The sequence below is a fragment of the Romboutsia sp. CE17 genome (genome assembly GCF_012317385.1).
Lineage (GTDB): Bacteria > Bacillota > Clostridia > Peptostreptococcales > Peptostreptococcaceae > Romboutsia_E.
The window spans coordinates 676,522-697,297 of sequence record NZ_CP051144.1 but is presented as its reverse complement, the minus strand read 5'-3'; the positions used below and the strand labels follow the sequence as shown (position 1 = coordinate 697,297).

General features: G+C 27.6%; 22 protein-coding genes. 5 read left to right on the top strand and 17 right to left on the bottom strand.

Annotated elements, in window-relative coordinates:
- Nucleotides 1–78 precede the first annotated feature (78 nt).
- The 10 genes from HF520_RS03390 to HF520_RS03345 form a co-directional block, all read right to left on the bottom strand.
- Nucleotides 79–1,089, bottom strand: a complete 1,011-nt coding sequence (locus HF520_RS03390; RefSeq protein ID WP_168572684.1) for a serine/threonine-protein kinase — start codon at nucleotides 1,087–1,089, stop codon at nucleotides 79–81.
- Nucleotides 1,080–1,379: a hypothetical protein gene (locus tag HF520_RS03385; protein ID WP_168572683.1), complete on the bottom strand. Its 300-nt coding sequence runs from the start codon at nucleotides 1,377–1,379 to the stop codon at nucleotides 1,080–1,082. Before HF520_RS03385 ends, HF520_RS03390 begins: the two co-directional genes overlap by 10 nt.
- Nucleotides 1,380–1,504: 125 nt before the next feature.
- Entirely contained in the window at nucleotides 1,505–2,011 is a 507-nt protein-coding gene (locus HF520_RS03380; RefSeq protein ID WP_168572682.1) for a 3'-5' exonuclease, read from the bottom strand.
- Nucleotides 2,012–2,062: 51 nt separating this feature from the next.
- A complete protein-coding gene (locus HF520_RS03375; protein WP_168572681.1) occupies nucleotides 2,063–3,160 on the bottom strand; it encodes a murein hydrolase activator EnvC family protein in 1,098 nt (365 codons plus the stop codon).
- Nucleotides 3,161–3,194: 34 nt separating this feature from the next.
- On the bottom strand, nucleotides 3,195–4,091 hold the full coding sequence (gene ftsX, locus HF520_RS03370) for a permease-like cell division protein FtsX (protein WP_168572680.1): 897 nt from the start codon (nucleotides 4,089–4,091) through the stop codon (nucleotides 3,195–3,197).
- On the bottom strand, nucleotides 4,075–4,761 hold the full coding sequence (gene ftsE, locus HF520_RS03365; RefSeq protein ID WP_168572679.1) for a cell division ATP-binding protein FtsE: 687 nt from the start codon (nucleotides 4,759–4,761) through the stop codon (nucleotides 4,075–4,077). The genes ftsX and ftsE overlap by 17 nt, the downstream gene beginning before the upstream one ends.
- Before the next feature lie 221 nt (nucleotides 4,762–4,982).
- A complete protein-coding gene (locus HF520_RS03360; RefSeq protein ID WP_168572678.1) occupies nucleotides 4,983–5,939 on the bottom strand; it encodes a S8 family peptidase in 957 nt (318 codons plus the stop codon).
- A 28-nt stretch (nucleotides 5,940–5,967) separates the two neighbouring features.
- Nucleotides 5,968–7,194 carry an MORN repeat-containing protein gene (locus HF520_RS03355; protein ID WP_168572677.1) on the bottom strand — a complete coding sequence of 409 codons (1,227 nt, stop codon included), beginning with the start codon at nucleotides 7,192–7,194 and terminating at the stop codon, nucleotides 5,968–5,970.
- A 101-nt stretch (nucleotides 7,195–7,295) separates the two neighbouring features.
- Complete coding sequence (locus HF520_RS03350) at nucleotides 7,296–8,309, bottom strand: 3'-5' exonuclease (protein ID WP_168572676.1); 1,014 nt, start codon at nucleotides 8,307–8,309, stop codon at nucleotides 7,296–7,298.
- Between the two features lie 99 nt (nucleotides 8,310–8,408).
- On the bottom strand, nucleotides 8,409–9,269 hold the full coding sequence (locus tag HF520_RS03345) for a tRNA 2-thiocytidine biosynthesis TtcA family protein (RefSeq protein WP_168572675.1): 861 nt from the start codon (nucleotides 9,267–9,269) through the stop codon (nucleotides 8,409–8,411).
- 234 nt (nucleotides 9,270–9,503) lie between these two features.
- On the opposite strand from HF520_RS03345, the gene HF520_RS03340 reads away from it, so the two are divergent.
- From HF520_RS03340 to HF520_RS03330, 3 genes are read left to right on the top strand one after another with little or no spacing between them, the layout of a single operon-like run.
- Nucleotides 9,504–9,713 (top strand): spore coat associated protein CotJA, encoded by a 210-nt coding sequence (locus tag HF520_RS03340; protein WP_168572674.1) that lies wholly within the window; start codon nucleotides 9,504–9,506, stop codon nucleotides 9,711–9,713.
- Complete coding sequence (locus HF520_RS03335) at nucleotides 9,713–9,982, top strand: spore coat protein CotJB (protein ID WP_168572673.1); 270 nt, start codon at nucleotides 9,713–9,715, stop codon at nucleotides 9,980–9,982. The genes HF520_RS03340 and HF520_RS03335 overlap by 1 nt, the downstream gene beginning before the upstream one ends.
- A 28-nt stretch (nucleotides 9,983–10,010) precedes the next feature.
- On the top strand, nucleotides 10,011–10,583 hold the full coding sequence (locus HF520_RS03330; protein WP_168572672.1) for a manganese catalase family protein: 573 nt from the start codon (nucleotides 10,011–10,013) through the stop codon (nucleotides 10,581–10,583).
- Between the two features lie 49 nt (nucleotides 10,584–10,632).
- On the opposite strand, the gene HF520_RS03325 is transcribed toward HF520_RS03330, so the two are convergent.
- A complete protein-coding gene (locus HF520_RS03325) occupies nucleotides 10,633–11,040 on the bottom strand; it encodes a hypothetical protein (RefSeq protein WP_168572671.1) in 408 nt (135 codons plus the stop codon).
- Nucleotides 11,041–11,178: 138 nt separating this feature from the next.
- Nucleotides 11,179–12,300: a C40 family peptidase gene (locus HF520_RS03320; protein ID WP_168572670.1), complete on the bottom strand. Its 1,122-nt coding sequence runs from the start codon at nucleotides 12,298–12,300 to the stop codon at nucleotides 11,179–11,181.
- 263 nt (nucleotides 12,301–12,563) lie between these two features.
- Here HF520_RS03320 and HF520_RS03315 point away from each other — a divergent pair, with 263 nt between their 5' ends.
- Nucleotides 12,564–13,208 carry a hypothetical protein gene (locus HF520_RS03315; RefSeq protein ID WP_168572669.1) on the top strand — a complete coding sequence of 215 codons (645 nt, stop codon included), beginning with the start codon at nucleotides 12,564–12,566 and terminating at the stop codon, nucleotides 13,206–13,208.
- Nucleotides 13,209–13,269: 61 nt separating this feature from the next.
- Nucleotides 13,270–15,483: a type IA DNA topoisomerase gene (locus tag HF520_RS03310; protein ID WP_168572668.1), complete on the top strand. Its 2,214-nt coding sequence runs from the start codon at nucleotides 13,270–13,272 to the stop codon at nucleotides 15,481–15,483.
- A 31-nt stretch (nucleotides 15,484–15,514) separates the two neighbouring features.
- On the opposite strand, the gene HF520_RS03305 is transcribed toward HF520_RS03310, so the two are convergent.
- The 5 genes from HF520_RS03305 to glyQ all read right to left on the bottom strand — a co-directional run bounded on the left by HF520_RS03305 (nucleotide 15,515) and on the right by glyQ (nucleotide 20,661).
- Nucleotides 15,515–15,766, bottom strand: coding sequence for a zinc ribbon domain-containing protein (locus tag HF520_RS03305; protein ID WP_168572667.1), 252 nt, complete (start codon nucleotides 15,764–15,766; stop codon nucleotides 15,515–15,517).
- Between the two features lie 107 nt (nucleotides 15,767–15,873).
- Nucleotides 15,874–16,713 carry a pyruvate, water dikinase regulatory protein gene (locus tag HF520_RS03300; protein WP_168572666.1) on the bottom strand — a complete coding sequence of 280 codons (840 nt, stop codon included), beginning with the start codon at nucleotides 16,711–16,713 and terminating at the stop codon, nucleotides 15,874–15,876.
- Between the two features lie 11 nt (nucleotides 16,714–16,724).
- Nucleotides 16,725–17,360 carry a helix-turn-helix transcriptional regulator gene (locus HF520_RS03295; RefSeq protein WP_168572665.1) on the bottom strand — a complete coding sequence of 212 codons (636 nt, stop codon included), beginning with the start codon at nucleotides 17,358–17,360 and terminating at the stop codon, nucleotides 16,725–16,727.
- 356 nt (nucleotides 17,361–17,716) lie between these two features.
- The gene (gene glyS, locus HF520_RS03290) at nucleotides 17,717–19,783 is read right to left on the bottom strand and encodes a glycine--tRNA ligase subunit beta (protein WP_168572664.1); all 2,067 of its coding nucleotides are present in this window, start codon (nucleotides 19,781–19,783) and stop codon (nucleotides 17,717–17,719) included.
- Entirely contained in the window at nucleotides 19,783–20,661 is an 879-nt protein-coding gene (glyQ, locus tag HF520_RS03285) for a glycine--tRNA ligase subunit alpha (protein ID WP_168572663.1), read from the bottom strand. Before glyQ ends, glyS begins: the two co-directional genes overlap by 1 nt.
- Nucleotides 20,662–20,776: the final 115 nt, after the last annotated feature.

Sequence of the window (20,776 nt, the reverse complement as noted above, 5' to 3'; positions counted from 1 at the left end):
CCCTAATAAACCCCTTTTTATAATATATTTTACCCCTTTTATAACCCTACTTGATCGGATTAAAGTAGGGTTATTTTTTTACATATTTATAATTTTTCTTATAACTCTATATCCTTGAGCTTTTGTTTCTAAAGATTTTACTTGTGAATATTCTATATCTTTATTTATATTATGTTTAATGTTCCAATATCCCGTTTCTTTATATAAATATATATACTTTTCATTAAATGTCCAAGAGTAATTTTCTTTATCAATTTTTTGATAACGCCAATCTAAATTTTCATTTATCAATGATAAATCATTCATTATTTCTAAAACATTATTATATCGTTCATCTTTATTTACTTTCAAACACTTTTCAATAATCAAAATCATTGATTTAGGTATATGAGGTAAGTATTTTTTTCTTACAGGAAATTTTCCATTAGCACATGCTATTTTTAAACTATTTAAATCCTTATACCTTCTTACTTGTTTATTATATTCTTCATTTCCATTACACATTCTATATAGCGTAGTTCCAATTTGATATATATCTATTTTTTTGTTTATAGTAGAATTTAAACATTGCTCTGGAGCTATATGTTTGTAATAAACATTTTTTAATTTAGCATTTCCATCCTCGTTTAGATATAGTGCAGAACCAAAATCAGTCAATATAGCTTTATTTTCATCGCTTATAAGTATATTATTAGGCTTTATATCACAATGAAGCATATTATTTTTGTGGATGTAATATACTGCTTGCAGAAAATCTAAAGCATATTTTATTATTTCCCTTATTGTTAGACTTTCATTTTGTAATAAATTATATAAAGACCCCTTTTTAAAATAAGGCATTACAATATATATATATTTATCATCATATGAAGCATGCTTTATTGATATTATATTTGGATGATTTAGACTACATATTTTTTTAGATTCTTCAAAATATTTCTCATACTCTTTAAGATTTTTTTTATCTATTTGCTTTAATATAAATTTGGAGCCTAATTGAGTATCTTCAACTATATACAATGCTGAATTTACTCCCTCTGAATCAATTTTTTTCAGTATTTTTAAGTTTATTCGTGTACTTATTTGCATAATTCTACCCCACAACTAGAAAATAACTCTTCAATTATACCTTCTACTTTTACAGCATCTATTATCTCTACTCCTATATCTTCTTCTACATACATGTATGCTTTTCTAACTCCATACTCTTTAACTAATATACTAACCATTTTCCTTATATAACTTAGTCTCTCTCCTATACTAAAAGATTTAGGTATTATAATTTCATCTTCTAATATATACTTAGTTTTTTTATTTATTATCTTGTAAATTCCAAATTCTACTTTATTAATAAAAATATTTATATTCATAAATCCCATAAAGACTCCCCCTAGTAAATACTAGTTTATTGTTATATACTATGCAAAATCGATATAAAAAAATAACTAATACGGTTAGTTTTATTATTTTTACATAAAAAAATAAGCGTTGATTAACGCTTATTTTAAACTTCATCTTTTATTATTAGAAATAACTTAGCTGTTGCTAGTGTATCGCTATCTGCTCTATGAGCATTTTTATTTTCTATATTATAGTATGCACATGCTGTTTCAAGCTTTTTATTCTTACCTTTATAAGATTTATTTTTCTTCAGTAGCTCTAATGTACATATATGATTTTTTATAGGTTCTAAATTTAATTCTTTTAAATAAAAATTTAAAAACTTTAAATCAAATTTAGCATTATGGGCAATTATAGTTCTGTCGCCGATATATTTTCGAAATCTAGGTAAAACCTCTTCTATATAATCTTCATGTGCTACCATTTCGTTACTTATATTAGTTATTTCCGTTATAAAAGTTGGTATTTCTTTTTTAGGTTTAACAAATCTTGAATAATTTCTTATAATCTCATTATTAACAATTTCTGTAACACCTATTTCTATTATTTCACAACCTTTATAAGGATCTAAACCTGTAGTTTCTAAGTCAACTACTACATATTCTTCCATATGTTTTCTCCTTATCTATAAGATAAACATATTTATTATTTTATATTTATCTTATAAGTAATTCATTGGGTTAGTATGCTTTCCATTTACTCTAACTTCAAAATGTAAATGTGGTCCTGTAGATCTACCAGTCGAACCTACTTTAGCCACAACTTGTCCTTTTTGAACTCTTTGTCCTACAGAAACAGTCAATGCACTGTTATGAGCATATAAAGTTACTTTCCCATCATCATGTCTAATCATAACAGTATTTCCATAACTTCCTTGAACTCCAGAATATATAACTGTACCACTATCATATGCAGTAACAGGAGTCCCTGTTGGAGCTGGTATATCTATACCAGTATGGAATCTAACTGTACCTAAAACAGGGTGTACTCTATTGCCATAAGGAGAGCTTATTCTACTATATCCTGGTACAGGCCATGATCCACTTGTTACAATTTCACTTGATCCTGAGTTTGAAGCTGAAGTACTCGATGAATTATTTTTATTAGACTCAATAGCCGCTTGCTCTTTAGCTATTATAGCTTCTATTTCAGACTCTAAGTTCTCTTCCTCTTGTACTAACTCTTTCTTTAAAGCTTCTACTTCTTCTTTATCTGATTCCAATTTAGAACTGTCTTTTTCTAAATCAGATTTAAGTAACTCTTGCTCTTTAGTCTTGTCTTCTAATTCTTTTTTCTTTTCTTCTATAGTTACTTTATTCTCATCTAATTCTTTTAATAGAACTCTATCTTGCTCTACAATTTCTTTAACCATATATATATTATTAAAGAAATCTGATAATGAAGTACTACTTAATATTACTTTTATATAACCCATTGAATAATTATTATCAATAACTCTTAATCTTTGACCTAGAACGTCTTCATTTTCTTCTATTTTATTTTCTAATAATTTAATTTCCTCTTTAGTTTTTTCAGTTTCTGAATTCAATTCTGATATTTTTTTCTCAGTTAACTTTATATTTTCTTCAACTTTTTCTATTTGAGAATCTAAGCTTTTTATTCTTTCTCCTAACTCTTGTTGAGCCTCTCTATTTTTACTTAATTTACTATTTAACTCTGACTTTGAATCTTGCGCATACACAACACCCGAACTAGCTAGAATAGAACAAACTGCTACTATTGATACTACCTTCTTCATTCAATTGTCCCCCAACGTTATATTTATATTTATTTTATACTTTCAAATGTTTTCTAACTGAAAATGCACTTCCTAAAACTCCAATTGCTATACCTGTAGCAAATAAAGTTAGTATAAGAGATGTAGAGACACTTGTAAGCGGAAGAACCACACTTCCCATCATATTAGATAATGCTCCACTAACTTTTTCTACTATATATCCATACATACTTGTACAAACACCTACTGATAAAAGTGCGCCTAAAAATCCTATTACAAAACCTTCTACTATAAAAGGTCCTACTACAAATGCATTACTTGCTCCAACATATTTAATTATTTCAATTTCTTCTTTTTTACTATAAACTCGGCTTTTTATAGTATTCGATATTATTATTAAGCATATCAAAAGTAAGGCTCCCATTAATATTCCACCAAACTTTTTAACTGTATTTGACAAGTTTAAGAAGTTTTGTACTATATCTTGTTGATACTTAACTTCTTTTACATTTTCAATTCCTTGTACTAAATTTACTACATAATTCATTTTTTCAGAATTCTCAAGAGTAACTATAAATGTATCATCTAAAGGATTATCTATTCCTTCTAATAAATATCCATCTTCTCCCCAGCTTTCTTTCATTGAATTAAATAACTCTTCTTTTGACTTATATTCTACAGATTTAACACCTAGTATTTTCTCTAGTTCTGCTTTTAAAGTATCTCTTTGATCAGTTTCTAGATTGTCAATAGATGAAACTCTGATTTCATTTATTTCATCTTTTGTTATTTCTATAAATTGATTTATATTTAAAACCATAGTTAAGATTATTCCTAAAATAATCAAGGCAGAAGTAACAGATATTATAGAAATCAAACTCATTGTTTTATTTTTTATTAGCCCATTTAGACCTTGCTTTAAATTATATGTTAAGTTAGACAATAGCTTCATGTTGTTCCCTCTTTGTATCTTTTATTATTTTTCCAGCATCTATTGCTATAATTCTTTTGTTATACTGCTTTAATATTTCTGTATCATGAGTAGCCATTACTATAGTAACACCCTCTTCATTTATACTTTGTAATAAATCTACAATCTTTCTAGAGTTTTCTATATCTAAGTTTCCTGTACATTCATCAGCAATTATTATAGATGGTTTATTAACTATAGCTCTTGCTATACCAACTCTTTGACACTCACCACCTGATAATTCATCCGGATATTTATTACATTTATGATAAATTCCTACTTTTTGTAATACTTCCATTACTCTAGTCTTTATTTCTTTTGGATTTGCTCCAACTACTCTCATAGCAAGTTCTACATTTTCATAAACGGTCTTATCTTTTAATAACTTATAATCTTGAAATACTATACCTAATCTTCTTCTATATTTATGTATCTTATTTACTTTTATATTTGTTATATCTTCACCTAATATAGATACGCTTCCTTTTGAAGCCTTTTCTTCTCTTGTTATTAACTTAAGTAAAGTAGATTTTCCTGCGCCTGATCGACCTACTAAAAATACAAACTCTCCTTTGTCGATTTTCAAGTTTATATTTTTTAGAGTTTTGTTGCCATCAGGATACATTTTGTCTACGCATGTAAATTTTATCATCCTATCACTCCATTTAATTCGATTTTACTATTTATATTTACAAACTATGTTTCAATCATTGATAATAATATCATTTTTTGTAACTTTATTGTAACCTCTTACTATATATTATCTAAAATTTCGATTTTAGTCAAATCTTAATCATAATTCACCAAAAATTGACTAATAATATTAAAAAAATAAACTGTCTTAATAATTCATTAATTAAGACAGTTTATTTTTTAATACTTTATTTTTTTTATTATTTTTTCTTCTTTTAGGTATACTAATCCATTCCCTTGGACTGCTCTAGAATAATTTAAAGTCTTAGTATGCTTTATTAATTGAGCATATAGCTCTTGTTCTGTTAAACTTCTTTGAAATTCTTCTTGTGACCAATTTTTTAAAAGGGCTAAGCTTCCACTTACATAGGGAGTTGCCATACTAGTTCCACTTAGACTTGCATAACTATTATTAGGATATGTCGATATTATATCTACACCAGGTGCTACAACATCTATTACAAGATTAGCGCTACTAAAATATGCTGGTTCTCCTTTTTTATCAACTGCACCTACTGATATTACATCAATATATGCAGCTGGGTATGAGTATTGAAAATCCGTTGCATTTCCATCTCCTTCATTTCCTGCTGCACATACTACTAATATATTTTTACTTATAGCTTCCTTTACTGCTCTTTCTAATTTTTCATTATTTGCTGACATTCCAAGCGACATTGATATTATATCTACCTTTTTTTCTATAGCATAATATATAGCATTAACTACCCAGCTTAGTTTTCCTGAACCAGTTTTATTTATAGCCTTTAAAACATATATATTTGCATTTGGTGCTACCCCTACTATACCGTTAGCTCCATTTGCTGCAATTATACCTGTAACATGAGTACCATGACCAACCCTATCAATAACAATATTAGGATTTTTACCATCCTCATCTGTAAAATTTCTTACTCCAACTATTCTATCTTTTAAATTTATATGATTTATATCGCAACCTGAATCTATTACAGCAATATTTATTCCTTCTCCCTTTAGAGACTTTTGCCAAAAACTTTTTGCTTGTATCATATTTATTCCATATATTCTGCCTAGGGAAACACCTCTAAACTCATCATTTTTTATATATGGTATTAATTTGACATTTAAGTCTATATCATTTTCTTTAATTTTCATACATATCACTCCAAATTTTACATTATACTTAATTATATAAACTTGGAGTATTTAATGTGATTTCATTACAATTTTCATTCTTTAAATAATAGCTTAAATTTTCAAGTACTTCTTTTTCATTACTTATATCAACATTCTGTAAATACATATCATCTGATCCTTTAACTTTATAAACCCCTTCCTTTATAGAATTGTTTTCTATAAAAACTTCTAAAATATTTCCTGAATTAAGATAATAAGTTCCGGTTTTATTTTTTGTGTTATTTTTCCATTCACCAATATATTTATATAGCTGGCAATTATAAGTCCCTATACCATCCTTTTTACCATCTTTAAAATCTCCTTCATACATACTATTATCACTATAGCTATACTTACCAATTCCATTAAATAGATCATCTTTAAAGTCACCGTAGTAAGATTCTCCATTTCTAAGCTTTAGTTTTCCACTACCCTTTTTTAGTCCATACTTATAGTAACCTTCATAAATATCACCTTTATCACTTGTATAACATCCATATCCATGATATACATTATTTTTAAATTCTCCTATATAAACACATCCATCCTTACTTTTATAAGTTCCTCTACCATTAAATTTATCATCTTCAAACTCGCCTTCATAAATGTCATCATTTTTATTTTTAAATTTTCCTTTACCACTTTTTTTATCATCTTTCCACATACCTATGTACTTACTTCCATCATTATAATACAAAGTACCCTTACCATTTTTCTTTCCACTTAAAAATTCTCCCTTGTATAAGTTCTTATTTGCATATGTGTAAGTACCTATTCCTTCTATAACTCCATGCTTAAAGTCTCCAGTATATGTGGACCCATCTAAAAATGTATATTTTCCTACTCCATACATTTCATCATTCTTCCACAAACCTTCATATTTTTCTTTATTTGAAAATATACAAATACCAAACCCATTTCTTTTACCATCTATAAATTCGCCTTTATATAAGTCACCATTATTGTACTTTACAACTTCTTCTCCTTTTAAATTCTGTTTTCTATCTCTTTCTTCAAAAACTACATTTCTATTTTTTTGAATTTTCCTTTCTATTTTTGATACATTATTAGACACTTTACTGCTAAATCTATTACTTCTTACATATTTATTTTTTCTTTTTTTATTATGCCTTCTCTCAACCATAAATCTGAATAATAAATACATAATATATACCGAGGATAAAAATGCAAATACTGATAATACCGTAAAAATATAACTTAAAATACTAGACATAGCAAAACATCTCCTCTAAATATTAATCAAATTCCATACTTATGTATATTTTATAAATTAGTATTTTATACAAAAAAAGATTTCTACTTATGCAGAAATCTTTAAATTAATATATTGTCTGTTCTAATATTTATTTCTTCAGCTTCTAAATCTTCATCAAAAAGTTCTATGATATTTGTTATTTCATTTTTATACTCTTCTAAATTTAATTTATAAAGCATTAAATCATCTAGTAGATCCTTCATATCTAAGCAAAGATTTTCTAGAATATAAAAATACCCTTCTTCTATATTAGATAATTTTTCTATACTTATAAGTTTTTTACTAATATCTTTTAATATCTCTATATTGTTTATTTCAATATTTTTTAATGATAAAATATACTTTCTAACTACTTTGATTATTTCTATAGATATAAAGTTTATATCATAACTACCTTCCTTTTTATAAAAATATTCTTTATACATTTCAAATTTAGTCTCTAAATTTTCATCTATAGTATTAAATGGTGGCTTAATTATGTCTTTTATAATTAGTAAATCTCGTATACTTTCATTCTCATCTAATATAGAGTCTAATAAGTATAAATTGTACGCATCATCTAGTGGATCATGAACTTCTCCACTAAATTCTACATTCGCTATACTTAAAAGATTTTTCAGAGATATATAATTCATGCATCTTATACCATAATCTACATACTTATCTTTAATATCTACAAATAAATCTTTTATATTATTTAAAAATCTTGGATGTTTATTTTTTTGTGAACTTATTTTATCTATATTACTAAAACAAGCTAAATCTAAATTTCCAAATGTATATATACCCTTAATTTCGGAGAATATCCCTAACCAACATTTAAAATCCCTCATTACTTCCTCATACGTGGGGGCCTTATATAAATCATGTGAAGTTATTTTAGTCAATTCTTCTATATGAGGATACACTTCTTTCTTTATTATAGGTTTTATTAAAGATTTAAATTTTTCTACTTCACCAGTACACTCGTCATATTTAATAGCACCAATAGCTATTATATCTGCATTTAACATATCCTTTTTACCTTTATTATTTGGCATGTTCATTTCAAAGTCTATATATACTTTTTTCAATATAAAATCCCCTCTCTAAATATGTATGTATATATTCTATCATTTTGTTTTGCAATAAAAAACCGTTGACTATCTACTAATCAACGGTTTTATTTTATATTACTCATACTTTTCTAAGAAAGAGTGCTTAACTCCATCTTGTTGCCATCCTAAGACAGAGTCGATATTAACATTTTCTGCAGCCTTGAAGATTGATTTTTCAACATCTTTAAAGTTTTCACCTAAACTCTTTATAAGGTCTTTTATCTCATATCTTTTGTTTCCTGTTTTTTTAGCTGCTACCATACAAGCACAATTAAGCGGCCAAATTCCACTATTTTGTATAAATCTTATTATATGCTCTTCTCTTATATAATAAAGTGGCCTTATTATTTGTATTCCATCAAAATTTGTAGAGTCAAGCTTTGGTAACATTGTTTTAAAGTTTCCTGCACATAATAAATTAAGCATTGTTGTTTCTATAACATCATCATAATGATGTCCCAATGCCAGTTTATTACATCCTAATTCTTCCGCCTTAGAGTATAGAGCCCCTCTTCTCATTCTTGCACACATATAGCATGGATAGTCCTTTGCTATTTCATCCGCAATTTCAAATATTCTAGAATCAAATAAATGTATAGGTATATTTAAGTATTCACAGTTATCTATTAATAATTGTCTTATATCTTTATGATATCCAGGGTCCATAGCTATAAATTCAACTTCAAAATTAACTTGTCCATGCTTTTTTAACTCCTGGAACATTTTTGCCATAAGAAGACTATCTTTCCCTCCAGATATAGCAACACCTATCTTGTCACCCTCTTCTACTAGATTATAATCTCTTATCGCTTTAATAAACTTAGACCATAAATGCTTTCTATACTTTTTTATTATACTTCTTTCTATATCTTTTAGTGGTTGTCTTTCATCAAAAGGTACTATTATTTCACAGCCTTTTCCTGCTAATTCGCTCATTAAATCACCTCATTTTTATGTGAACATGAAATTTATTTTATCATAAACTGTATCATTAATTCAAGATATACAAAATTAATACTAACATAAAATTTAACTTAACCTTATTAATTAAGATAAATAATCAAATAGTTTTTAATTATTTATCTTGGATATGTAACCATTTTAAGCTTATCTAAATATAATATAATTACATAGCTTGACTATAGGTTCTGACAAGGAGGTTTTTCATCTATGGAAAAAAACAGTAGAGGCATTTCTCAAAACTGTGGTTGTGATTTAGCTAGACCATATGTTAACGATCAAGTGCTTACAAAAATGTATAATCTTTCAACTGCATTGAGTAAGGGAACATTATTCCCTGAATTATTTTTAATAGACTCTGAAATGTATAATGCAGATTTATATAAAAATCCTAAAAACAGAGTTAGGGGGAAAAGATAATGAAACAATCATGTACTAGAAGTGAATTATTGAGAAATGTTCAAGAAACAGGATTTGCATGTGTAGAACTAAATTTATATTTAGATAATCATCCAGAAGACAAAAATGCTATCAATATATATAATTCATTAGTTGCTCAATTTAAACAAGCAAGATGTGCTTATGAAAGTAAATACGGTCCTTTAACTAACTTTGGGTATGCTCCAAGCCAATATCCTTGGCAATGGATATGTGACCCTTGGCCATGGGACAGAGAATTTAACAAATAGATATTATTTATAGGGAGGTTAGACATCTATGTGGATTTACCAAAAAACATTAGAATTTCCAGTTAATTTAAGATGTAAAGATTTAAACATGGCTAAGTATATAATTGCTCAATTAGGTGGGCCAAATGGTGAATTAGCTGCTGCAATAAGATATTTACAACAACGATATACTATGCCTACAGGAAAGTCACGTGCACTTTTAACTGATATAGGTACAGAAGAACTGGCTCATGTTGAAATAATTTCTAGTATGCTATATCAACTAACTGAAGATGCTACACCTGAAGAGTTAAAGGCTGCTGGCCTAGGATCTAATTATGCAGTTTGGGGACATGGAATATTCCCATCAGATCCTAATGGAGTACCTTGGACTGCTTCTTATATAAATGTTTTCGGCGATGCTGTAACTGATTTACATGAAGATATGGCTGCAGAACAAAAAGCACTAGCAACATATTATCAACTTATAAACTTAACTGACAATGTTGATATAATAAATGTATTAAGATTTTTAGGCGAAAGAGAAATAGTTCATTATCAAAGATTTGGAGAAGCATTAATGGACGTATATGATTTTGCAGAAACTAAAAAATATTTTTAAGTTTTAATTAAATAAAAAGGGCTCTTCTTTTCATAGGAAGAGCTCTTTTTCATACATTAGATAAAACTCTAACTTTTATATCTTCATTTAATTCACAAAAGGTTGAAATTTCATCTATATCAGATGTTGAGAAGTACTGCATATAATCGCTTAATACTTTTACTGCCTCATACTCATTTCTATTATAAAAATAACAACTCAAATTTTGCATATACTTTAAATAGCATTTATTTATTCTAAGTTCTACATATAATGAATCACTTTCTACTCTTGAATTATAAAATAATTCTTTTAGTCTCATATAAGCGCATTCTGAATCTTTACTTAAATACATATTACTTAAACTTTCATCCAATGCTTTTTCTATATATAAAAGAGCTGTTCTGTTTATAAGTAATTCCAAATAATAATTATTGCGGCTATATTTAAATTGATAAAAATCAGTTATAACAGTCATATCTACTCTCCTTATATACTTATTTAACTTCTCAATCATATACTATATATTATTTTCAATATTAGCTTCTATTTATACATAATATATTTCAAAATATTATGCATAAATAAAAAATAGAGCCTTAATTAGCTCTATTTCTTATAAAACTCTACGTGCATTGACAAATGCTCCTTTATAATAACTACTATTAAAATCTGATATAACTACTTCATCTTTACTTGATGAAGCATGTATAAATTTACCATCGCCCATATATATTCCAACATGACTTACTACGCCATTATTAGATCCATCTGTATCAAAAAATACTAAGTCTCCTTTTTTGACATCACTTCTACTAACATAAGTTCCATACTTACTTTGTTCTTTAGATACCCTTGGTAAAGTGATTCCTGCACTTTTCTTAAATACATAGTATGTGTATCCTGAGCAATCAAATGAATTCGGTCCTTCTGCCCCCCAAGAGTAATCTTTTCCTAATAAAGTTTTTGCAAAACTTATTACTTTATCTGCTTTTGAGCTAGATGTTGAAGAATCACTTCCTGTTGAACTACTTGATTTATCAGATAGATATTGACTTGATACATATCCTATTTTTCCATTATAACTTATTTTAGCCCAACCATTTGACTCCGATATTACTCCAACTTCTGTTCCATATTTTAAAGTAGATATTTTAGAATAGTTTGTTCCTGGCCCAGTTCTAAAGTTTAAGCTTGTTGCATTTACTATTTTTTTATATTTTATAGTTTCTGTAGTAGAACTAGAACCTCCACTAGATTTAGTTGCTAAATAATCAGTAGATACATATCCTATTTTTCCATTATAATTTATTTTAGCCCAACCATTTGACTCTGATATTACACTTACCTCTGTACCTTTTGATAAGCTTCCTATTCTTGAGTAATTAGTTCCTGCACCACTTCTAACATTAAGGCTAGAAGCAGTAACTACTTTTATACTTGAACTTTGATTAGAATTGCTATAGGGACCTACATAATCACTATGTGCATATCCTGTTTTTCCATTATATTTTATCTTTATCCAAGAACCACTAGTTCCTATGTACTCAACTTTATATCCTTTATTTAATTTACCCATAGATGAATAATTTGTACCTGGGCCTGTTCTAAAATTAACTGAATTTGCTGTTATCATCCTATATTCTACTTCATCTGCATTTGATATAGAGGTACATACTGGCACAATTACAGATGTAGCTATAACACTTGATATTATATGTTTTTTATTAAAATTCATAACTAACAATTATAGTATTTAACTATAATCTTATTCAACTCCTCCCTATAAATAAGTATGTATTACTTCTAATAGTTTTAATTAGTCTATTTTTATCTAAATTTAGATGCGTTTTAATAATATTATTACAAATATGTAACTTTTTGTCTATAAATATAGGGATTTACCAGTATTTTCTATGTATGCTTTAAAGGAATAAATTTATTTATTATAGAATACAATTTATTGATATATAAACTGTTATTATTTTAGGGAGGAATTTTATGGGAAATAATTTCAATAAGATAAGCTTATTACCTATACCTTGGATGAAACAAAAATTAGAAAGCATTTATGAAAAAAGCATAAATGGCAATTTATTCTTAATATATAATGAATTCGGCTCAAGCGAATATATTAATTATCGTAATATCATAGATTTATTAGATCGATATAATATTATTATAGATCATACTCATCCTATATATTTCTATTTTCCAATTGAGGTTGATAATTTAATTCGGAATTTGATACTTGCAATAAAATCAATTTTACCTAACCATTCATATATAATCCTTGCTGGCTACAAAGAATATTATCCTAATTTTAATGAGGTTAACTGTATAGCAAATATATACTCTGTTTACCCTGAGCTTAAGGATAATATTGAATTTTCATATCTTATAGATAGTTCCAAATCATTTGAAATATTTACTTCTTTATCAGACACCCAAAGAATAAATATAAAACCAGAATCTTCTTGTACAATATCTGGACCAGCTTTTAATTATAATATAAATCATCCTAGCTCTAATAGTATAACGCATATTTCTTTCGTAAAATTAATAGACGAAAGTTCATCTGAATTTGTTGATTATTATATAAAAGGATTAACTAATAAAAACAATAATTTCAATTTTAATTTCTAGACTGCCTTGCAGTCTTTTCTTTTTATATGATAATATAAATAGTATTTGAAAGGAGATTTATATGAAGCTTATACTTGCAGAAAAACCATCTGTTGCTAAAACTATAGCTACCTTTTTAGGCGCAAGAACTAGGCATGATGGTTACTTTGAAGGAAATGATTACATAGTTACTTATGCCGTTGGTCATCTAGTTTCCTTATTTGATATGAAAGACTATGATAAAGATAAATACTCAGGATCTTGGAAAATGGATAATTTTCCATTTATACCTAGTGATAAATTCAAATTTAAAGTCGATAGCTCAAAGAAAAAGCAATTTGATACTGTAAAAAGACTTTTACATAGAGATGATATAGAGTATGTAATAAACGCTACAGATAATGATAGAGAAGGTGAATTAATTTCTTTTTTAATTTTTTTATTGGCAAAGAATAAAAAACCTGTTAAAAGAATTCTAGTAAATGAATGGACTCCAGAAGACATAACAAGAGGTCTAAATAACTTAAAAGATAACTCTGATATGATAAATTTACAAGCAGCAGGTTATACTAGATTGATTACAGATTGGTTAATAGGAATTAACTTTACTTCTGTTGCAACTTTAAAATATGGCAATGGTAAATTACTAAATATAGGTCGTGTAATACTTCCAACAGTAAAACTAGTTTATGATAGGGATATGGAAATAACAAATTTTATACCTAAGAATTATTTTGAAATAGAAGGTAATTTTAAAAGTTCTAATGGAGAATATAAAGGAAAACTAATAAAAGGTAAAGAAAGTAAATTTGATACTATAGATGAAGCTAATAAAATTATTTCTAGTATATCATCAAATACTGGAACTATAATAGATAAAAAAGTATCTACTTCTAAAGAGTATGCACCTAAACTATTTAGTTTAACATCTCTTCAAGGATTTATTACTTCGAAGTACTCAAATTTCACTTCAGATAAGGTTTTAAACGTATGTCAGTCTCTTTATGAGGGAAAAGGTAAGGGAGGATATATAACTTATCCTAGAACTGATTCTATTTATTTAGAAGAAAGTTTGGTTAATAAAGTTTCTCAAACATTAGATAAAATAAAAGCTGGTCTTCCTTATGAAAGTAAAATAGTATTTACTAAAAGTAAAAGAATATTTGACTCTTCTAAAGTCGACAGCCATAGTGCAATAATACCAACTTATATAGTTCCTACTAACTTAACACCAGATGAACAGATTGTTTATAACGCTATAAAAGATAGATTTATTGCAAACTTTATGCCTCCTGCTGAATATGAAAATACAGAAATTAAAACAGAAGTCGATAAAAACTTATTTTTGACAAAGGGAAAAGTTTTAAAAGTAAAGGGATATTTAGAGGTGTACAATAAAGAAGAAAAAGACGACTTACTTCCTCTAGTAAATAAACTAGAAGTTGTAGACATCTTAGATATAAAAACATTGACTAAACAAACAACTCCTCCTAAGCCATATACTGAGGATACTTTACTTAAAGCAATGAAAAATTGTGGAAAGAATGTATCAGAAGATGATACAACAGTTCTATCTGGGTATTCAATTGGAACATCTGCTACTCGTGCTGATGTTTTGAAAAAAGTCGGACAAGTTGGATATGTTAAGAAAAAAGGAAAATCATATTCCATAACTGATTTAGGAAAAAACTTAGTTGAAATATTCCCAGTTAAAGATCTATTTGATGTTGACTATACTGGTAAGCTAGAAAGAAGCTTAAGCGATATACAAAAAGGACAATTTACTAGAAAAGAATATCTAACAAACATAATGAAATTTATATATCAAAATGTTAATTTAATAAAACATGATGATAAAAAGAATATAAATACTGAAAATTATACTTATAATGCTAAAACAAAAAAATATGTTAAAGAATCAGCTGTTGCATCAAGGAAATCTAATTCAAAAAATTCATCTGATGAAAATAGTTCTAAGAAAAAATCCACTAAAAATGATTCTTTAGGTAAATGTCCTGTATGTCAAAATGATGTCATCGAATCAGAAAAAGGATATTTATGTTCAAACTATATCAATTGTAAGTTTGGTATTTGGAAAAATGATAAATATCTAGAATACTATAATAAAAAACCTAATAAGACAATGGTTAAAAGCATATTAAAAAATGGACAAGCTAAAGTTAAGTCATTAACTTCAAAAAAAGGAACTAAATTTGATGCTATATTAAAATATAATAAAAAAGATAATGGTTACTGGGGATGGACTATGGAAATAGAGTCCAAATCATCTAAATAATTAAAATAAAGAATAGGGATTTTAAATCACCCTATTCTTTATCATCATATAATACCTCGTCAATCTTATTTCTAGCCATCCTCATTAATTCATTAAACTTATATCCTCTTAATTTGCATCCACACTTTGGACAATACTCTAATTTTTTAGAAACTAAAGCTCTACAGTTTTGTTCTGGACATCTTATCTTCGCATTAACCTCAGAAACATTAAGCCCACATCTTGGACAAATTGTACCAGGTCTTGATGATACTTCTTTTCCACATCTCGGACATTTGACCATAGATTATCCCCCCATAATAAAAATACTCCTTTATTAATCTATGCAAATTAAACAAATAAGTTTCATTTACAGAATATAAAGGAGTCTCTATATTAAATATTTTAATTTTATTTTTTATCTTTGACTTTTACTGTATTTATTCCATTTTCTTTTATAAGGTCTAATATTATTCCAGCAGTCTCTTCTATAGCCTTATTTGATACATCAATTACTGGACAACCTAACCTTTTCATTATAGTATCTGAGTACTCTAATTCTTGTAATATTCTTTCTATGTTTGCATAATTTGCATTACTAGATAAACCTAATACTTTTAATCTTTCTTGTCTTATTTTATTTAGCTTTTCTGGTGTATTTGTAAGACCTATTATCTTATTAGGATTTATATCATCTAGTTCTTTTGGTAATGGTATTTCTGGAACTAATGGAACATTTGCAACCTTTATATTCTTATTTGCTAAATACATACTAAGAGGAGTCTTAGATGTTCTTGATATACCAACTAAAACTATGTCTGATTTTAAAACCCCTCTAGGATCTTTACCATCGTCATATTTTACTGCAAATTCTATAGCTTCAACTCTCTTAAAGTAAGATTCATCTAGCTTTCTTATAATACCAGGCTCCCTTTTAGGCTTCTTATCAGTCTTTTTAGCTATTTCAGTTAAAATTGGAGACATTAGATCTATATTACTAAGACCTTCTGTTAAACAATATTCTCTAGTCAATGTTGATAGAGATTCATCTACTAAAGTATATATAATTATAGCATTTTCATTTTTTCCACTATTTAATATCTCAATTAAGAATTTTTTATCTACTACATAGGGAAATCTTCTTATTTCATAATTATCATTTATCATGAATTGAGAGATTGCAGCTTTAGCAACTTGCTGAGCTGTTTCACCTACAGAATCTGATATTACGTATATAATTAAATTTTCCATATATTCCCTCCTTAGTTGTCAAGCATCTCTAAAAATAACTTTGTTATACTTGTCTTTGAGATTCTTCCAACTACTCTCAACTTCATTCCATCTTCGTTATTTTCAACTACTGGTAATGAATCAACTTCATGCTCTATGATTTTCTTTATAACTAATAAAATATCTTCATCTCTATTAGCTGTGATTACATTTGGAGTTCTAGTCATTATCATACCTATAGGAATCCTATTTATATCAGATCCACCTATAGTTGCTTTTAATAAATCTTTTCTAGAAACTACTCCACATAAATTTTCGTTATCATCAGTTATAAATATACTCCCTACATCAGATAAGAACATGTTAACTATTACATCATATATACTTATATCTTGCTTTACTATTACTGGCATACTCATTATATCTTCTGCCTTTTTATCTTTTATACCATTACCAACTAAATTTAAATCACTTACACCTGAGTAAAAATATCCCACCTTAGGTCTTGCATCTAATATTCCAGTCATAGTTAATATTGCTAAATCTGATCTTAGTGTAGCACGTGTCACATTCAAACTTGCAGCAATACTTTCACTAGTTATAGGTTCATTTTCTTTGACGATATCGATTATCTTTAACTGTCTTTGATTAAGTTGAATAATAATCACCTTCCTTCTTAATATAATATACTTTTTTCTTGAAAATCCATTCTATAATACATTGTATATCTCTATATATCATGCCGTAAATTTTTTTGTTTTAATTATAATACATTTTGCCATATATAATTCATTATAAATATATTTATGATAGATAATTAATAATTAATAAAATGAAATTTATAGTTATGTTCTTATTTTAACATTATAGTGTATATTTTTACAATTTATGTCACATTATTTTATTATAAATTATAAAAATAAGGGATAAAATCCTTCGTATATAAAAAAGTTAATTCACCTTACTATATACTTTGATTCCACCCCTTATTTTAGTATTTATTATCTACATGTATTTATTCTCATTATTTATAAACTATCTTAGATAAGTCACATATAGAAAGCATTGTATCGCAGATTTGCTTTAATAAAGCTAATCTATTCTCTTTTATAGCCTCATCTTTGTCCATTACCATAACATTATCAAACATATTATCAACTAATGGTCTTAGTGATGCAAATGCATCTAAAGCTTCACTATACTTTTTATCTTTCAATAATTCTTCTACTGTTACTTTAATTCCCTTAAATCCATTATATAATTCTTTTTCAGCATCTTCTTTTAATAAATTTTCATTAATTTCTGACGAATTTGCTTTTTGTGCTAATGTAGATACCCTATTAAATGCAGTTAACATTTCAACTAGACCTTCAGTTGATAGCCATTTATTTAATTCAACTGCTCTAGTATGCATATCATGTATATCATTTATTTCTGAGTTTAATACAGCTTCTATAACGTCATATCTTATACCTAAATCCCTAAATAGATTTTTGATTCTTTCTCTAAAGAATTCCATTATTTGAGCGCATACTTCTTCTTTATTAAACTCTAAGTTACTATAATTATCTAGCGCATACTTAACCAGATCTTTTAAGTTTACATCTAACTTCTTGTCCATTAATATACTTAATACACCTAAAGCTTGACGTCTTAATGCATATGGATCTTGAGATCCTGTTGGTTGAATTCCAATTGCAAAAAATCCAGCAATTGAGTCTAGCTTATCTGCTATAGATAATGCCATACCTGACTTAGTTTCAGGAAGCATATCTCCTGCAAATCTTGGTAGATAATGTTCGAATATAGCTTCGCTTACAACTTCATTTTCTCCACCAACCTTAGCATATTCTCTCCCCATTATACCTTGTAACTCAGTAAATTCAAATACCATGTTAGTAACTAAATCTGCCTTACATAATTTGGCAGCTCTTAATGTATCCTCTTTTATATCATTTAAATTTAGTGCTTCTAATATATCTGCACTTAATTTTTCTATTCTTAAACTCTTATCATAAACTGTTCCTAGTTTAGCTTGGAATACAACAGTTTTTAATTTCTCTACGTAACTTTCTAAATTTTTCTTAGTATCTTCATTATAGAAGAATAAAGCATCTTCAAGTCTTGCAACTAAAACTTTCTCATTACCAGCTTTAACTACTTCTATTTTGTAATCATTTCCGTTTCTAACTGCTATAAAGTTTGGTAATAATTTACCATCTTTTACAACTGGGAAATATCTCTGATGTTCTTTCATAGGAGTTGTAACAACTTCTTTTGGAAGATTTGCATAGGCTTTGTCAAACTCACCATAAAATGCAGTTGGATATTCTACTAAGTGAGTTATCTCTTCTAATAAATCTTCATCAAACTCAACTTCTCCACCTAAATATTTAGCAACTTCTATACACTGATCTTTTATAAGTTCTTTTCTTTTATTTTGGTCTAAAATTACATAGTTTTCTTCTAACTTAGCATAGTAATCTTCTAAAGAATTTACTTCAAATTCTTTTTCTCCTAAGAATCTGTGTCCCTTAGTAACATTTGACGATATTATACCTTCTAAGTTAATTTCAAGCACTTCATCATTTAATAAAGTAACCATCCATCTTATAGGTCTAGCAAACCTCATATTTTTTCCGCCCCAACGCATTGCTTTAGGGAATGTTACACTTTTTATAGCTTCTGGTAATACAACTTTTAGAACCTCACTAGTTTCTATACCTTCTTGCTTTATAGTACCAAATATATATTCATCTTTTCCTACTTGCTTAAAGTATACGTCTTCTTCTTTTAAACCTTTACTTTTTATAAATCCTAAAGCTGGTTTTGTAAAGTTTCCATCTGCATCTACTGCAATCTTCTTAGATGGACCTTTTACTTCTTCTTCTAAATTACTTTGCTTTTCGCTTATACCTTTTACTATAAATGCTAATCTTCTTGGTGTTCCATATGTTTCTATATCATCAAAAATTATTCTATTTTCATTAAATAATTTTGTTAAATTACTTTTTATTTGTTCTAAAGTACTACTAACAAATCTCGATGGTAATTCTTCCACCCCTACTTCAAATAAAAGATAATTATTCATTATTTGTCACCTTCCTTTAAAAGAGGATATCCCATTTCCTCTCTTTGTTTAACATATAAAGAAGAAACCGCTCTAGCCATATTTCTAACTCTTCCTATAAATGATGCTCTTTGGCTAACTCCTATAGCGCCTCTTGCATCTAAAGTATTGAATGTATGTGAGCACTTTAATACATAATCATAAGAAGGAACTACTAATCCTCTTTCTATAAGTTTCAAAGCCTCTTTTTCATATGTATCGAACAAGTTAAATAACATATCTGCATCACATTCTTCAAATGCATATACAGAATTTTCATATTCAGCTTGCTTAAATACATCTCCATAAGTTATGTGATCGTTCCACTTTAAGTCATAAACACTATCTACCTCTTGTATATACATCGCAAGTCTCTCTAAGCCGTATGTAATTTCTCCAGTCTCAAGCTCGCATTCTATACCTCCAACTTGTTGGAAATATGTAAATTGAGTTATTTCCATTCCATCTAGCCAAACTTCCCATCCAAGTCCCCAAGCTCCAACTGTAGTTGATTCCCAGTTATCTTCAACAAATCTTATATCATGCTCTAAAGGATTTATTCCTATAGCCTCTAAACTACCTAAATATAGTTCTTGTATATTATCTGGAGATGGTTTTAATATAACTTGGAATTGATGATGTTGGTATAATCTATTTGGATTTTCTCCATATCTCCCATCTGCAGGTCTTCTAGATGGTTCTACATAACATACACTCCAAGGCTCTGGTCCTAATGATCTTAAAAGAGTATTTGGGTTCATAGTCCCAGCTCCTTTTTCAACGTCATATGGTTGCATCATTATACATCCTTGTTTTGACCAGTAATTTTGTAGCGCAAGTATCATCTCTTGAAAATTCATAAGAATACCTCCTATTAACTTAAATTCTATTTAATAAACATCGTAGTTTAATAATAATAACAAAGCCTTTCGTCTACACGAAAGGCTCATTAAGAGTTCTTTTATAACTTTTAGA

Bases quoted from the DNA above. Each gene is read 5' to 3' on its own strand.
- HF520_RS03300 (WP_168572666.1), bottom strand. From the start codon at position 16,713: ATGGAAAATTTAATTATATACGTAATATCAGATTCTGTAGGTGAAACA.
- HF520_RS03315 (WP_168572669.1), top strand. From the start codon at position 12,564: ATGGGAAATAATTTCAATAAGATAAGCTTATTACCTATACCTTGGATG.
- HF520_RS03390 (WP_168572684.1), bottom strand. From the start codon at position 1,089: ATGCAAATAAGTACACGAATAAACTTAAAAATACTGAAAAAAATTGAT.
- HF520_RS03325 (WP_168572671.1), bottom strand. From the start codon at position 11,040: ATGACTGTTATAACTGATTTTTATCAATTTAAATATAGCCGCAATAAT.
- glyQ (WP_168572663.1), bottom strand. From the start codon at position 20,661: ATGAATTTTCAAGAGATGATACTTGCGCTACAAAATTACTGGTCAAAA.
- HF520_RS03385 (WP_168572683.1), bottom strand. From the start codon at position 1,379: ATGGGATTTATGAATATAAATATTTTTATTAATAAAGTAGAATTTGGA.
- HF520_RS03355 (WP_168572677.1), bottom strand. From the start codon at position 7,194: ATGTCTAGTATTTTAAGTTATATTTTTACGGTATTATCAGTATTTGCA.
- HF520_RS03330 (WP_168572672.1), top strand. From the start codon at position 10,011: ATGTGGATTTACCAAAAAACATTAGAATTTCCAGTTAATTTAAGATGT.
- HF520_RS03345 (WP_168572675.1), bottom strand. From the start codon at position 9,269: ATGAGCGAATTAGCAGGAAAAGGCTGTGAAATAATAGTACCTTTTGAT.
- HF520_RS03320 (WP_168572670.1), bottom strand. From the start codon at position 12,300: ATGAATTTTAATAAAAAACATATAATATCAAGTGTTATAGCTACATCT.
- ftsX (WP_168572680.1), bottom strand. From the start codon at position 4,091: ATGAAGCTATTGTCTAACTTAACATATAATTTAAAGCAAGGTCTAAAT.
- HF520_RS03335 (WP_168572673.1), top strand. From the start codon at position 9,713: ATGAAACAATCATGTACTAGAAGTGAATTATTGAGAAATGTTCAAGAA.
- HF520_RS03375 (WP_168572681.1), bottom strand. From the start codon at position 3,160: ATGAAGAAGGTAGTATCAATAGTAGCAGTTTGTTCTATTCTAGCTAGT.
- HF520_RS03340 (WP_168572674.1), top strand. From the start codon at position 9,504: ATGGAAAAAAACAGTAGAGGCATTTCTCAAAACTGTGGTTGTGATTTA.
- HF520_RS03380 (WP_168572682.1), bottom strand. From the start codon at position 2,011: ATGGAAGAATATGTAGTAGTTGACTTAGAAACTACAGGTTTAGATCCT.
- ftsE (WP_168572679.1), bottom strand. From the start codon at position 4,761: ATGATAAAATTTACATGCGTAGACAAAATGTATCCTGATGGCAACAAA.
- HF520_RS03305 (WP_168572667.1), bottom strand. From the start codon at position 15,766: ATGGTCAAATGTCCGAGATGTGGAAAAGAAGTATCATCAAGACCTGGT.
- HF520_RS03360 (WP_168572678.1), bottom strand. From the start codon at position 5,939: ATGAAAATTAAAGAAAATGATATAGACTTAAATGTCAAATTAATACCA.
- HF520_RS03310 (WP_168572668.1), top strand. From the start codon at position 13,270: ATGAAGCTTATACTTGCAGAAAAACCATCTGTTGCTAAAACTATAGCT.
- glyS (WP_168572664.1), bottom strand. From the start codon at position 19,783: ATGAATAATTATCTTTTATTTGAAGTAGGGGTGGAAGAATTACCATCG.